The sequence below is a fragment of the Parabacteroides sp. APC149_11_2_Y6 genome, from assembly GCF_054506995.1.
The window spans coordinates 4370058-4383650 of the sequence record NZ_CP173709.1 but is presented as its reverse complement, the minus strand read 5'-3'; the positions used below and the strand labels follow the sequence as shown (position 1 = coordinate 4383650).

The 13593-nt window shown below is 43.2% G+C and carries 10 protein-coding genes; 8 read left to right on the top strand and 2 right to left on the bottom strand.

The window, feature by feature from the left end; all coding sequences use genetic code 11:
• The first annotated feature begins 107 nt into the window (after window positions 1-107).
• The 4 genes from dut to ACGE0T_RS18065 are packed head-to-tail and all read left to right on the top strand — an operon-like array spanning window position 108 to window position 4484.
• Window positions 108-542 (top strand): dUTP diphosphatase, encoded by a 435-nt coding sequence (gene dut / locus ACGE0T_RS18080; protein WP_459187974.1) that lies wholly within the window; start codon window positions 108-110, stop codon window positions 540-542.
• Window positions 543-579: 37 nt separating this feature from the next.
• Window positions 580-2337: a tetratricopeptide repeat protein gene (locus ACGE0T_RS18075; protein ID WP_459187973.1), complete on the top strand. Its 1758-nt coding sequence runs from the start codon at window positions 580-582 to the stop codon at window positions 2335-2337.
• A complete protein-coding gene (locus tag ACGE0T_RS18070; protein ID WP_459187972.1) occupies window positions 2334-3161 on the top strand; it encodes a DUF4292 domain-containing protein in 828 nt (275 codons plus the stop codon). The genes ACGE0T_RS18075 and ACGE0T_RS18070 overlap by 4 nt, the downstream gene beginning before the upstream one ends.
• 3 nt (window positions 3162-3164) lie before the next feature.
• The gene (locus tag ACGE0T_RS18065) at window positions 3165-4484 is read left to right on the top strand and encodes a murein hydrolase activator EnvC family protein (protein ID WP_459187971.1); all 1320 of its coding nucleotides are present in this window, start codon (window positions 3165-3167) and stop codon (window positions 4482-4484) included.
• Here ACGE0T_RS18065 and ACGE0T_RS18060 read toward each other — a convergent pair.
• Window positions 4476-5528, bottom strand: a complete 1053-nt coding sequence (locus tag ACGE0T_RS18060; RefSeq protein WP_459187970.1) for a M20 family metallo-hydrolase — start codon at window positions 5526-5528, stop codon at window positions 4476-4478. The genes ACGE0T_RS18065 and ACGE0T_RS18060 overlap by 9 nt on opposite strands.
• Before the next feature lie 21 nt (window positions 5529-5549).
• On the bottom strand, window positions 5550-6476 hold the full coding sequence (gene ribF / locus ACGE0T_RS18055; RefSeq protein WP_459187969.1) for a riboflavin biosynthesis protein RibF: 927 nt from the start codon (window positions 6474-6476) through the stop codon (window positions 5550-5552).
• Window positions 6477-6567: 91 nt separating this feature from the next.
• Between ribF and ACGE0T_RS18050 the strand changes: the two genes are divergently transcribed.
• The 4 genes from ACGE0T_RS18050 to ACGE0T_RS18035 all read left to right on the top strand — a co-directional run bounded on the left by ACGE0T_RS18050 (window position 6568) and on the right by ACGE0T_RS18035 (window position 13586).
• Window positions 6568-7110, top strand: a complete 543-nt coding sequence (locus tag ACGE0T_RS18050) for an RNA polymerase sigma-70 factor (protein WP_459187968.1) — start codon at window positions 6568-6570, stop codon at window positions 7108-7110.
• 113 nt (window positions 7111-7223) lie between these two features.
• Window positions 7224-8204 (top strand): FecR family protein, encoded by a 981-nt coding sequence (locus ACGE0T_RS18045; RefSeq protein WP_459187967.1) that lies wholly within the window; start codon window positions 7224-7226, stop codon window positions 8202-8204.
• 157 nt (window positions 8205-8361) lie between these two features.
• Complete coding sequence (locus tag ACGE0T_RS18040; protein WP_459187966.1) at window positions 8362-11763, top strand: TonB-dependent receptor; 3402 nt, start codon at window positions 8362-8364, stop codon at window positions 11761-11763.
• Window positions 11764-11774: 11 nt separating this feature from the next.
• Window positions 11775-13586, top strand: coding sequence for a RagB/SusD family nutrient uptake outer membrane protein (locus ACGE0T_RS18035; protein ID WP_459187965.1), 1812 nt, complete (start codon window positions 11775-11777; stop codon window positions 13584-13586).
• Window positions 13587-13593 lie beyond the last annotated feature (7 nt).

Here is a 13593-nt window from a genome sequence, read left to right as displayed (position 1 = left end):
AGTTGACAATTGACAGTTAATATTTTATACAGGTATTAAACAACTGTCAACTGTTACTTGCCAACTGTCAACTTTTAAATATCTTTGTCCGTTAATAATATATGTATATGGAAGTAAAAATCATCAATAAATCTCATCATCCATTACCAGCTTATGCTACACCTCTTTCCGCAGGAATGGATATTCGCGCAAATTTATCGGAACCTGTTGTTTTAAAACCGTTGGAACGTAAGTTGATACCGACCGGGCTATATATCGCTTTACCGGAAGGGTATGAAGCACAGATGCGTCCGCGTAGCGGTTTGGCCTTGAAACATGGTATTTCCTTATTGAATACGCCAGGCACTATCGATGCGGATTATCGGGGTGAGATTGGGATTATCCTGGTGAACCTTTCATCCGAACCTTTTACTGTGAATGACGGGGAACGTATTTGCCAGATGGTAATAACGACTCATAGCCAGGTGGCTTGGAAAGCGGTTGAAGTGCTGGATGATACGGAACGGGGTGCCGGAGGTTTCGGGCATACCGGAAAGGGATAACCGTTCTCTATTCTCTCAAATGCAAATCAAAAAGACAATGCCTAAAATATTGAAATATATTTTGTTTTTACTGTTGCTGGTACAGGTTGTGCCCGCAATAGCTTCGGATACCAAAAGTACGGCATCGCCGGCATCAACCCGGTTAAGCGAAGCTGACCGCAGAAAGTTCGACTACTTCTTTTATGAAGGACTGAACTTGAAAGCATCAGGTAAGTTTGATGCAGCTTATGATGCGTTTAACTATTGCTTGGGTATAGACTCTACGGCATCGGCTGTATTGTACGAACTTTCTTCTTTCTATGTTCAGTTGAACCGTCCGGATAAATCCGTTGAAATGTTGAAACGGGCGGTAGCCAACAGTTCCGATAATTTCACCTATCGCATGGCGTTGGCCAGTATGAGCCGTAGCCAGGGAATGTATGGCGAGGCTGCTGATGAGTATGAGAAACTTGTCAAAGATTATCCTTCCAAGCCCGAATTGAACTATTATTTGGCGGATGCGTTGACGCAGGAAGGTGAAATTGCAAAAGCTATCGATGCCTATGATTCGCTGGAACAGACTATCGGAATGAACGAGGCTCTTTCCATGCAGAAATATAAGCTTTATAATTCGTTGGAACAGTCGGATAAAGCATTTAAGGAAATAGAAAAGCTGGCAGATAAATATCCGATGGAGGCCCGCTACCGTATTATGTTAGGTGACCTTCATCTGGAAAAGAACGACACGGTAAAAGCTTTGGATTATTATAAGCAGGCATATGCCATTGATCCGGCAAATCCTTACTATATCGTTTCCATGGCTAATTATTATGAAGCTGTAGGCGATAAGGATGCTGCAGAAACACAGATTCGCAATGCTTTGATAAACGAACAATTGGATGTGGACACGAAAGTGGCTATCTTATCCCGCTATATCCTGAAATTGCAGCAAACGCAGAAAGGAACGGAAAGTGCTAACGACCTTTTTCGGACTTTGCTGGAACAGCATCCGGAAGATACGGAGTTGAAACAGATGTATGGTGCCCTTTTGATGGCACAGGGGAAAAACGATGAAGCCCGCTTCCAGTTCCAGTTGATAACCGAAATGGAACCTGATAATGCGGCAGCATGGCAACAGTTATTGAGTTTTGCTTTGAAATCGGAAGATATACCTGAAGTAATCCGTATTTGTACCCGTTGTCAGGAACTCTTCCCGGAGGCTCCGGAATATTACTTTTACTTAGGTATTGCTTACTATCAGCAGGAGAAATTTCAGGAAGCGCTGAATACCTATTATGCCGGCCTGAATATCATTCCTGCAGAGAATGTAGGTTTAAAATCCGATTTCTATGGTCAAATAGGAGACATATACTATCAGATGAAGAAGATGGACCAGGCATACAAGTCTTATGATGAAGCATTGAAATACAATGATAAGAATATTGTAGTCCTGAACAACTATGCTTATTTCCTTTCTTTGGATAAGAAAGATTTGAAAAAAGCAGAGCGTATGAGTGCGATGGCTGTTAAGCTGGAACCGAATAACTCTACTTATCTGGATACTTATGCCTGGATATTTTTTGTACAGGGAAATTATTCTCTGGCAAAGATTTATATAGAAAATGCATTAGCTAACGACAAGACAAACAGTGCAGAGCTTATCGACCATTATGGGGATATTCTCTTCATGAGCGGTGAGAAGGAAAAAGCTGTTGAACAATGGAAGAAAGCTAAAGAAGCGGGCAAAGAAAGTGAAGTTCTGAACCGTAAGATAGCGGAAGAAAAGTATATAGAAGATACGAATATTGCACAATGAATAACAAACAACTTATATTTTTAGTACTTATCCTGCTCCTTTCCGGTTGTAAGTCAAAGAAAGTGGCAACGGTAGAGTCGGGAAGTGCCAAAGCGCATAATGAATTTTTTACATTGATGCAGGAACAGGCGTTTCAGTATGAAACCTTGACTGCACGTTTGAGCGTGGATTTAAACCTGCCGGGTAGTAACCTGAGTTCCCGGGTGGATTTAAAGATGATAAAAGATAGTGCGTTCCAGTTGTCCGTACAGCCCTTTCTGGGCATCGAGATATTCCGTGTGGAACTGACTGTAGATAGCGTGAAGATACTCGACCGTATGAATAAGCGTTATATGGCGGACAACTACTCGAATCTGAAAGAACAGACTCCTATCGAGTTCAATTTCTATAATTTGCAGTCGCTGTTCACCAACCAGTTGTTTTTGCCCGGACATCAGAAGATACAACCAAAGCAATACCGTCTTTTTGAATTGAAACAAGAAGGTTCTTATGCCGAAATCTTTGTAAAAGATGCTTTGGGCTTACTGTATGCTTTTGTTGCTGATGGAGAGGAGAAAATATTGTCTACCCATATAACCGACCCATCCGATAAATATGCGTTAAACTGGGATTATTCGGATTTTCGTTTAACTGAAGGGCAACCATTTCCGATGCGGATGGATGTAAAGGTGCTTGATAAAGGGGAATCGAAAGGAGGAATTTCTTTATATTTTTCCCGTTTGCAAACCAATGTGCCGGTGAATATGGAATTTTCTGTTCCGGCTAAATATCAGCGTATCACATTGGATCAGATACTCAAATCATTGGGTAATATAAAGATGTAAAGAATGAAAAGTGTTTGGTTAGTTATATTTTCCTTGTTTGTTTTGTCTGCTGCCGGACAAAATTCAGCGCGTGTGCGTGAGCTTGAAAAGCAGCGTAAAGCAGCCCTTGCCGATATCGAAATGACTAACCAGATGTTGAATGAAACCCGGCAGTCGGCCCGTAACTCATTGAACCGGCTCAACCTGATTTCACAGCAGATTCTTTCCCGTAAAAAAGTAATCAGTCTTTTAAATCAGGAAATTGCGGAGATAGATAAGCAAATCAGCTCTACCCGTAATGAGATAACCAAGCTGGAAAAAGAGTTGGGAAACAAACGTACCAATTATGGAAAGTCCGTGCAGAGTTTATATAAACGGCGTTCTTCACAGGATCGTTTATTATTTATACTTTCCGCCGATAATTTTGCACAGTCTCTCCGCCGTATGCGCTATTTACGCGAATATGCAGATTGGCAGAAACGGCAGGCTGCAGAGATTATAGATAAGCAAAGGGAGATTACCGTTAAGCAACAAGAGTTGGAGAAAACCCGTAGCGAAAAAAATGCCTTGTTAGGTACCCGTGAAACGGAAAGCCGTAAATTACAGGCTGAAGAATCTGACCAGAAGCAGGAAGTCCAGGAATTAAACAAGAAGCAGAAAGACTTACAGGCAGACCTGAAAAAGAAAAAACGTCAGGCTGAAAATTTGAACCGCCAGATTGAAAAGCAGATTGCCGCAGAAATAGCTCGTGCGGAGGCTGAAGCAAAAGCTGCACGCGAACGTGCCGCCCGTGCGGAAAAGGAACGTCTTGCCCGTGAAAAAGCATCTGGAAAGACGCCGACAAAGAAAGAAGCAGAACCGGTGCGCGATGAACGTGTGGCCGATACGAAAGGCGGATATGCCATGACCCGGGAAGAAAAGAAACTATCCGATGACTTTGCAGGTAACCGGGGACGTTTGCCTTATCCTGTAGCCGGTCGGCATACAATTGTATCCGGTTTTGGAGAACAGCAGCATCAGGAATTGAAGTATGTCCGGACGAATAATAGCGGCATCGATATTATGACCTCTCCCGGAACAGAAGCCCGTGCTGTATTTAATGGAGAAGTCACCCGTGTGTTTGTTGTTCCCGGGTATAATAATTCCGTCATCATCCGTCATGGTAATTATCTGACGGTATACAGTAATCTGAGTGACGTCTATGTAAAAGCCGGGGATAAGGTATCTACCCGCCAGGCTATCGGTCGTGTATTTACCGATACGGAAGACGGTAATTCGACTATACTGCACTTCCAGTTATGGAAAGAGAAGACGAAGCTGAATCCGGCTCCGTGGTTAGACTAACCGTAACTGATCTAATAAACGTATATACGTCTCAATCGCTTCCCGTATTTCCATCATACCGATATATTCGTTGGCAGCATGCGAACGGGCAGAATTTCCCGGTCCAATTTTTACGGAGGGGAAAGGCATCAATGCCTGGTCGCTCAGCGTGGGGGAGCCGAACGGTTCTTTACCTAAAGTGATAGCACGTTGCACGAATGGATGTTGCAGGTCTGTGCGTGTGGAATTTAGCCGGAAACTACGGGCTTTCACCTCACAACTTACTTTCTCTTTGATTAATTGGAATAGCGTTTCATTGGGATAGAATTCGTTTGTACGGATATCTACTGTAAATTCGCAGCGGTCCGGAACGACATTATGTTGTGTGCCTGCATGGATAATGGTCACACTCATCTTAACCGGTCCGAGAAAGTCACTCTTTTCCAGGAACTGGTATGTATTGAACCATTCTATATCCTTCATTGCAAGGGTAATTGCATTGATACCCTCGTTGCGGGCGGCATGACCGGCTTTACCTATACTGACACAATCCAAAACCATCAATCCTTTTTCCGCTACGGCAGGTTGCATTCCTGTGGGTTCGCCTACGATAGCAAAAGAAATGGGAGGGAGTTCCGGCAATACACTTTCCAGTCCGTTCTTTCCGGATACTTCTTCTTCGCAGGAAGCGAGGAATATCAGGTTATAAGGCTGTTCCTTTTCGGAAAGTACCGTGAATGCTTCGTAAAGCGAAACTACACTTGCTCCGGCGTCATTACTTCCTAATCCGTATAGTTTGTCATCTTCAGTCTCTTCCGGATTAAACGGGTCCTTTGTCCAACCGGAGGCTGGCTTTACAGTATCTATATGGGAGTTCAGTAAAAGAGTAGGTTTGTTTAAATCGAATTGCGGAGATGCAATCCATAAGTTATTCCCTTTCCGGTGTACCGTATGACCGGCTGCTTGCCAGGTCTGTTGAAGGAAGTCGGCTACATTGTTTTCTTCTCTGCTGAATGACGGACAGGCTATCATGCCCTTAAGTATGTCTATTGCATCGTAATACATAGGAATAGGATTTTTAGTATATCAGAATGTCAGTAATTTATCCACTGTTTCCCTATCATGCTTTAACTGCACTATCAGTTCGTCCAGGGAATTGAATTTGATATCTCCCCGTACATGATGAATAAAAGCGACGGTGAGTTCTTTATTGTAAATATTTCCGGAAAAATCCAGAATGTTAACTTCGAGTGTGATATTGGAACCGTTGTTCAGGGTCGGGCGGTCGCCGATATAGAGCATCCCTTTGTAACGTTTGTCATCCAGATAAACCCATACGGCATATACTCCGATACCTGGAATAATTTTGAAGGGTTCGTCCACTTGTATATTTGCCGTAGGAAAACCCAGTTTACGCCCTACTTTATAACCGCTTACGATGCTCCCTTTTATCTGGTAAGGATAAGTCAGCAAATGTGCGGCATCTTCCACTTGGCAGACTGAGAGCATTTTTCGTATTTCGGAAGAGCTGACGGCCGCTTCACCTTCTGTATAGCGTGATGCCTTTACCACCTTCATTCCGCAGGCTTCGCCATAAGTGACGTATTGCTCGAAGCCATCTTCCCGGTTGTGACCGAAACGGTGGTCGTATCCGATAAGCAAGGTGTCCACATGCAGTTTCTCAGCCAGCATTTGTGTGATAAATTCATTGGCCGTCAGGAGGGACAATTCGTAAGTGAAATCCAGAACGATGCAATAATCGACTCCGGTAGAAGCCAGATGTTCCAGCTTCTCTTCGAAAGAATTGAGAAGTTTCGGCTGATAATCAGAATGCAATACGGCGCGCGGATGTTCGGGGAAAGTAATGACTGCCGAAGGAAGTCCCAGCGATTGCGCCAATTGCTTTAACTCGCCTATCAGGTACCGGTGCCCTAAATGCACTCCATCAAAGAAACCGATGGTAGCAACCAGCTTTACCTCTTTCAGCATGTTTGTGTCTCTGACTATAATCATCGTTATTTCCTGTATTTGCTATTGAATGGCAAAAGTACATAAAAACCATGTATTATAATAATACAAAAATAAATCGTACTTTTGGAGACCTATGGAAGGACAAGTTCAAACGGCAAAACACTATCAACATCTTTATTTGGAATATGCCCCTATGTTGTTGAGGTTCGCCAGGAAATTCGTTTCGGATTTCTTTGCCGAGGACATTGTGCATGATGTTTTTCTGAAGTTATGGGATAAACAAGTGTTTCTTCTTCCTGAGGAGGATATACGCCGCATTCTTTATGTTGCTGTTCGTAATGCCTGCTTGGACCATTTGCGCCGTTTGAATATGGAGCAGGAGATAATAGACCATAGGGCTGTGCAACTCAAACTGGATGAGCTGGATTTTTTTGAATCTTCCGATGAACTTTTTATGCGCAAAGACCTCTTGAATATCTTAATGTCCAAAGTAAAAGAATTGCCGGAGCGCAGCCAGGAGGTTTTCCGCCTGTCTTATCTGGAAGGACTGAAGGCGGCAGAGATAGCCGACCGCTTAGGTATTTCCGTCCGTACGGTAGAAAATTTGCTATACCGCTCGCTGGTTTCCCTCCGCAAAAGCTGCTCCCATCTCTTTTGGATTATTTTTATGTTATAAACTTCTTTTTTTTAAAAAAAGTCACTTTTCCTGTGAGTACTTTTTCTTTTTCGTTCGTTATTAGTTCGTATGGTACTCAGTCAACCGTACCGAAGAATGATAACAGACAGTATATGGAAACAGAACAATCGAACTTGATAATCGGCTACTTGCAAGGCCGTCTGGACCGGGAGGAAACCGACCGCTTCTACGCTTTCGTAAACGAAAGTGCAGAGAATAAGCGCCTTTTCTTCGAAGTCAAGGCGATTTACGACGCAGGGATGTCTTCAGCCAAAGAGGAAGATATGCTGGCGAGCTGGAAGCGGTTGGAGGAAAAAATCAATAAGAAAAAAACACGGCTATTATCCACCTGGTACCATATCGGTAGCTACGCTGCTGCCATTTTGATCACTGCCGTGCTGACCTCGGCATGCTTCTTTCTCTTTTCCAAAGAGGGAAGTGAGGTATCTGCTCGTTATATTGGAGGCGACGGATTGGAGGCCGATGTGGTAGAACTTCCGGACGGAACACGTATCAGTTTGAGCTCAAAAACGACTTTTCACTATAATACGGACTATGGGAAGAAAGACCGTATCGTATATCTGGAGGGAGAAGCCTACTTCGATGTAGCCAAAGAAAAAAACAAACCGTTTATTGTCCGCACAAAAGAACAGGATATAGAAGCACTCGGCACAAAGTTCAATGTATCGGCATATCCGAAAGACTCCTTATTAGTTACCACACTACAGCAAGGTTCCGTATTGCTGACAACAGCGGGAACCGGCGAACAAACGATTTTGAAGCCGAACGAACAAATGGTATATAACCGCAACACCCGTTCTTCCCATGTACATCAGGTAGATGCCTCCCTGTTTACATCCTGGACTACCGGTTATTATTATTTCCCCGAGCAAAGCCTGGAAGCCATACTTGAAAGGATGAGCCATGTATACGGCATACAATTCACCATCAATTCGGAGAGGTTAAAGAAAAAGACTTTCACCGGAACATTCTATCGCGGACAAAGCATCAAAGATATCATGGAGATTATTCGTTTATCTATTCCAATCCGATACAGGATAAACAGTCAGTACGTGACCATATCGGAAACCTAACAAACGTTCTAATTATAAAATCGGAAAAGCACATGAATACAAGTTAACAAGGAGAAAAAGAAGAGAAAATCTTGCCGGATTTCCTCTTCTGAAACAAGTGAATCAATTAAACTCCCATTGCCGTGGGATAGTGTTTAATCTTAAAACAATCAAATGTATGAATGATCAACGTATAGTTGTTTCTTTAAATCTGAAAAGGACTATAAAAATTATGAAACTTACCGTGCTTATGCTCGCAGTATGCTTGTCACAAGTAGCTGCGGCAACTTATGCTCAAACGGCAAGGCTAAACGTCTCTGCTAAAAATGAAACACTGGAAAGTGTATTGAAACAGATAGAAAAGCAGTCGGAGTTTCTGTTTTTCTATAACCTCGAAGAAGTAAATAAAAACGAAAAGATTTCTATTAACAAGAAGAATGCCGATATTCAGGATATATTGGATGCAATTGCCACTAAAACAGGTCTAAAATATGCAATTAAAGACCGGCATATCGTACTCACATCCAACGCAACTCCGGTGGTCAGCAATGTACAGCAAGACCGCAGAATTAAAGGTAAAATTGTCGATATGAACAATGAGCCTGTTATCGGTGCAAATGTCGTTATAAAAGGTACGACCAACGGAACTGTAACCGATATAGACGGAAACTTTGAAATCAGTGCTCCGCAAAGTGCGGAAATGTTGATAAGTTACATCGGCTATCTGCCTCAGACGGTTAAAGTCGGAAGGAATACTTCCTATACCATTCAACTGAAAGAAGATACCCAGGCACTCGACGAAGTGGTAGTGGTAGGTTACGGTACACAAAAGAAAGCTACTTTGACAGGAGCCGTTGCTTCCATTAAAGGAGAAGAAATTGCCAAAGTAAGCCAGCCCTCAATACGTGCCAGTATGTTAGGTAAAGTTCCGGGTATCCGTTTCCAACAAACGAACGGCGAACCGGGTAACGACGGAGGTACATTCGATATCCGTGGCTTCGGTGATGCTTTGACCATTGTGGATGGCGTAGAAAGGCCATTCTCGCAAATAGACCCGAATGAAATCGAATCGATCAATATATTGAAAGATGCCTCTGCTTCCGTTTACGGTTTTAAAGGAGCAAACGGTGTCATCATCATTGAAACGAAAAAAGGGAATATCAGCAAACCTAAAATCAACTATAGCTACACAATCGGTTTGCAGAATCCGGTTAAGAACCTGGAGATGATGGATGCTTACCAATACGCTTACTACCGTAATGAAGCCTTGATGAATGCCGGACAAGCTCCCAAATATAGCGCAGAAGAACTTGAAAAATACCGTACAGGTTCCGATCCGGTAAACTATCCGACTACAGACTGGTATAAAGAAGCGGTCAGAAACGTTGCCCCGAAACAGCAGCACAATCTGAATATCAACGGCGGTTCCGAAAAAATAAGATATTTCTTCTCTCTCGGTTACCTGAACCAGGAAGGTATCCTGAAATCTTCGCAGGAATTCGACCGTTATAATTTCAGGTCGAATATTGTAGCGGATATCACTCCGAAGCTGAAAGCTGAAGTGGGCCTGGGCGGTCGTTTGGAAGATTACAAATATCCTTACTATCTGGGTGACGAAGGAATCAAGGTCTTTACCGCTATTAAATCAAATGCCCCGAACGTTCCGGTTTATGCCAACAACAATCCTGACTATTACTACAATTCCGACAACAACGAATTGAATCCGATAGCCATGCTCGACCGTGAAGCGACCGGTTATAAGGACAAACGTTACCTCGAATTTAATGGCCAGATGTCTTTAAGCTACGAAATCATCAAAGGTTTCACCGCAAGAGCATTCCTGGCTTACGACTATACCAGCGAAATGAAAAAAGAATTGAAGAAAGACTTCAAATCTTATACATACGACCAGACACTGGATATATATAATCCGGTTACTAAAGTAGCACAGGGCGAACTGTACCAGAGAACCCAGCCTTACTACAAAACCACTCAACAGTATTCATTGAATTATAAGAATACGTTCGGAAAGAAACATAACGTAGAAGGTTTGCTGCTTTTCGAATGGAAAGAAGTTAAAACAAACTGGTTCGACGCACGCCGTTATTTCAGCATGACTTCCGCGATTCCAGAATTGGATAAAGGGGATAAGGACAATATGCAAAATTCCGGAAACTCATCCGTAGATAAATACGGTGGATATGTAGGCCGTTTCAACTATGACTTTGCCGGTAAGTATATGGCGGAATTTAGTTTCCGTTATGACGGCTCTTTCAAGAACTCGCCGAATCACCGTTGGGGATTCTTCCCTGCCGTATCTGCCGGTTGGAGACTTTCCGAAGAACCGTTTATCAAAGAAGCGATTCCGGCTATGGACAATTTCAAAATCCGTGGTTCATGGGGTAAAATCGGAAACAACAATTCGTTGAATGCAAACAACTTCGTTAGCGGTTGGTTATATCCGTCAGGCAATTATATTTTCGGAGGAAACAATGGCGCATCCATTACCCAAGGACTTTCAGAAGCCAACCTGGCAAATATGAATATCTTCTGGTATAAGGTACAAACAGCCAACATCGGTTTCGACGGTTCTTTCTGGAACGGGAAACTGAGTTTTGAATTTGACTATTTCTACCGTAAAACGACAGGTTTGTATGCAACCCGCGAAACATCATTGCCTACAACCGCCGGTATCCCTCTTCCGCAGGAAAACCTGAACAGCAGCGATAACCGCGGTTTCGAACTAACCGTAGGAACAACACAACGCATTGGCAACGTTGATTTCCGTATTAAAGGTAACGTCGCTTATTCCAGAGCAAAAGATTTATATAAGGAACAGGCTGCTCCGTTGAACCAGTATAAGAACTGGCGCGATAACGGAAGTTACCGCTACACCAACAAAACATGGGGCTATGAAGCAATCGGCCAGTTCCAGTCTTATGATGAAATCTATAGCTCTCCCATCCAGGATGGTAAGGCAAATTCCTCTTTACGTCCGGGCGATATCAAATACGAGGATTTGAACGGCGACGGCATCATCGACGACAACGACCAGAAGATTATCGGTAAAGGTGCATTCCCCGATCTGAACTTCGGTTTGAACCTGACGTTTGCATGGAATAACTTCGACCTCGACATTCTGTTCCAGGGTGCTTCCAACTATACCCAGATGCTGAACGCTTGTAAGAGTCCGTTCAGAGGTCCGGGCGAAGGAAACGGTTTTGAAATCTGGACAGACAGATGGCATAAGGCAGACTACAACGACCCGTACAGCGAATGGGTCCCGGGCAAATTCCCGTCTCTTCGTATCGACAATAACGATAACAATTCAAGAAGTTCAACGTACTGGGCTACCAATGCTTATTATGTCCGTATGAAAAGTATCGAACTGGGATACTCTATTCCTAAATCATTGCTGAGCAAAGTCGGCATAGATAATCTGCGTGTATACTTCAATGCTTACAACCCGCTGACCTTTACTAACGTAAAATATACAGACCCGGAAGCAGTGGAAGGATGGATGAGTTTCTATTATCCGCAGTTAAAAGTGTATTCATTCGGTATTAATATTGGTTTTTAAAAAGAAGATATATGAAAAGATTAGTATATAGTTTTATTATCGCATCCCTTGCCGGCATGTCTTCATGCAACGATTTCGATGTTCCTGTTACCGACAGGTTGACTGAAGAAGATGTATGGAAAGATGAAACATTGGTCACAGGCGCACTTGCCAACTTATATGATAAACTGCAGGTGGAACAAAACTCTGCCTATTTTGAAGGATGGGATGTATGGAATGTCAGCCTGACAACCGCATCCGACGAAGGCACCGGAGCTTATCAGGCTGGAGACTTGGGAACCGGCGACGTAGCAAGAGCTACCTTCAACGATGAATGGTTCGGTCTTTGGGCGGATACTTATAAAAGTATCCGTGGTTGCAATGTATTCCTTGAGAAACTGGAAGAGTCTGCAATGGAAGAAAAATTAAAGAAGACCTATAATGCAGAAGCTCGTTTCTTACGCGCATTCCATTATTTCAACCTGGTAAAACGCTACGGCGGTGTACCCATCGTAACGGATGTACAAAGTTATACCGGTCCGGAAGATCTGCCGGCATTGCAGGTTCCCCGCGACAAAGAACAGGCTGTTTGGGATTTCATTATCAACGAAGTGGATGAAATCACACCGGAACTGCCGGTTTCAAGGGACGCTAATTACCGTACCCGTATTACCCGTTACGGAGCCTTTGCCTTACAATCCAGAGCTGCCTTATATGCAGCCTCCATCGCCAAATACGGAGAAGTTCAATTAAATGGTATCGTCGGCGTAAGCAACGGAGACGCCGATACATACTGGAAAAAAGCCATAGCCGCATCAGATAGTGTTATTAATTCCAATCAATATAGTTTATATAATAAGTATTCCGATAAAGTTGAAAATTACCAGAAAATGTTCCTTGAAAAGAGAGGATGCTCAGAATTTATATTCTACAGAGAATTTCTCGCTGTGGATAAAGGACACTCCTGGGACTTGCTGAATGTGCCGTTCAGTTTTGTACAAAACGGATATGGCTGCGGGCAGAATCCTACTTTGGATTTAATCGAAGCCTATGAATACAAAGATGGTACTCCCGGTCAATTGAAACTGAAAGACGGTTCCGGCAACTTCATTAAATATGATTCGCCGCTGGATTTGTTTAAGGATAAAGACCCGCGCCTGAGAGCAACGTTCTATCTGCCGTATGATAACTGCCGTGGCGATATCGTTGAAATCAGAAGAGGCATTTACGACCCGTCTATCGCAGGAAGCGACAAATTCGTTACTTCCGGCAACAAAGACGAATATTACAAAAACAGCCAGACAAAAATTTTAGGCAAAGACGGCGTATGGGATACTGGCGATGTTGGCAAAACCGGTTTCTATACAAAGAAATTCTCGGACGAATCGCTTACTAATATTGTCGGAAACTATTCCGAAGCTCCCTGGCCTGTCTTCCGTCTGGCGGAAATGTATCTGAACAAAGCGGAAGCTGCGATGGAATTAGGCAAAAGAGACGAAGCCGAAACAGCTTTGAATGAAGTAAGAAGGCGTGCCGGCATCCGTGAACTGAGTGGTGAAGTTACTCTGGAACGCATTCGCAACGAACGCCGTGTCGAACTGGCTTACGAAAATCACCGTCACTGGGATTTGAAGAGATGGAGAATAGCCCATACCGTATTGGCAGATTTCCCGACCAATGCCTTGTATCCCTGGTTCGTATGGGGTGAAAACAAATATATCTTCACCACCGGTAAGGCTCCGAAGCCTAATAAAGTGTTCCAGACAAGGAATTATTATGTAAAAATCAAGGACGACGACATGAGTAGCAATCCGATGTTAGGTCCTAATAATCCTGGTTTCTAATCTTAAA

What these genes read in the sequence shown, in the direction of transcription:
- dut (WP_459187974.1), top strand. Translation starts at nt 108, where the DNA reads ATGGAAGTAAAAATCATCAATAAATCTCATCATCCATTACCAGCTTAT.
- ACGE0T_RS18070 (WP_459187972.1), top strand. Translation starts at nt 2,334, where the DNA reads ATGAATAACAAACAACTTATATTTTTAGTACTTATCCTGCTCCTTTCC.
- ACGE0T_RS18045 (WP_459187967.1), top strand. Translation starts at nt 7,224, where the DNA reads ATGGAAACAGAACAATCGAACTTGATAATCGGCTACTTGCAAGGCCGT.
- ACGE0T_RS18060 (WP_459187970.1), bottom strand. Translation starts at nt 5,528, where the DNA reads ATGTATTACGATGCAATAGACATACTTAAGGGCATGATAGCCTGTCCG.
- ACGE0T_RS18040 (WP_459187966.1), top strand. Translation starts at nt 8,362, where the DNA reads ATGAATGATCAACGTATAGTTGTTTCTTTAAATCTGAAAAGGACTATA.
- ACGE0T_RS18075 (WP_459187973.1), top strand. Translation starts at nt 580, where the DNA reads ATGCCTAAAATATTGAAATATATTTTGTTTTTACTGTTGCTGGTACAG.
- ribF (WP_459187969.1), bottom strand. Translation starts at nt 6,476, where the DNA reads ATGATTATAGTCAGAGACACAAACATGCTGAAAGAGGTAAAGCTGGTT.
- ACGE0T_RS18065 (WP_459187971.1), top strand. Translation starts at nt 3,165, where the DNA reads ATGAAAAGTGTTTGGTTAGTTATATTTTCCTTGTTTGTTTTGTCTGCT.
- ACGE0T_RS18050 (WP_459187968.1), top strand. Translation starts at nt 6,568, where the DNA reads ATGGAAGGACAAGTTCAAACGGCAAAACACTATCAACATCTTTATTTG.
- ACGE0T_RS18035 (WP_459187965.1), top strand. Translation starts at nt 11,775, where the DNA reads ATGAAAAGATTAGTATATAGTTTTATTATCGCATCCCTTGCCGGCATG.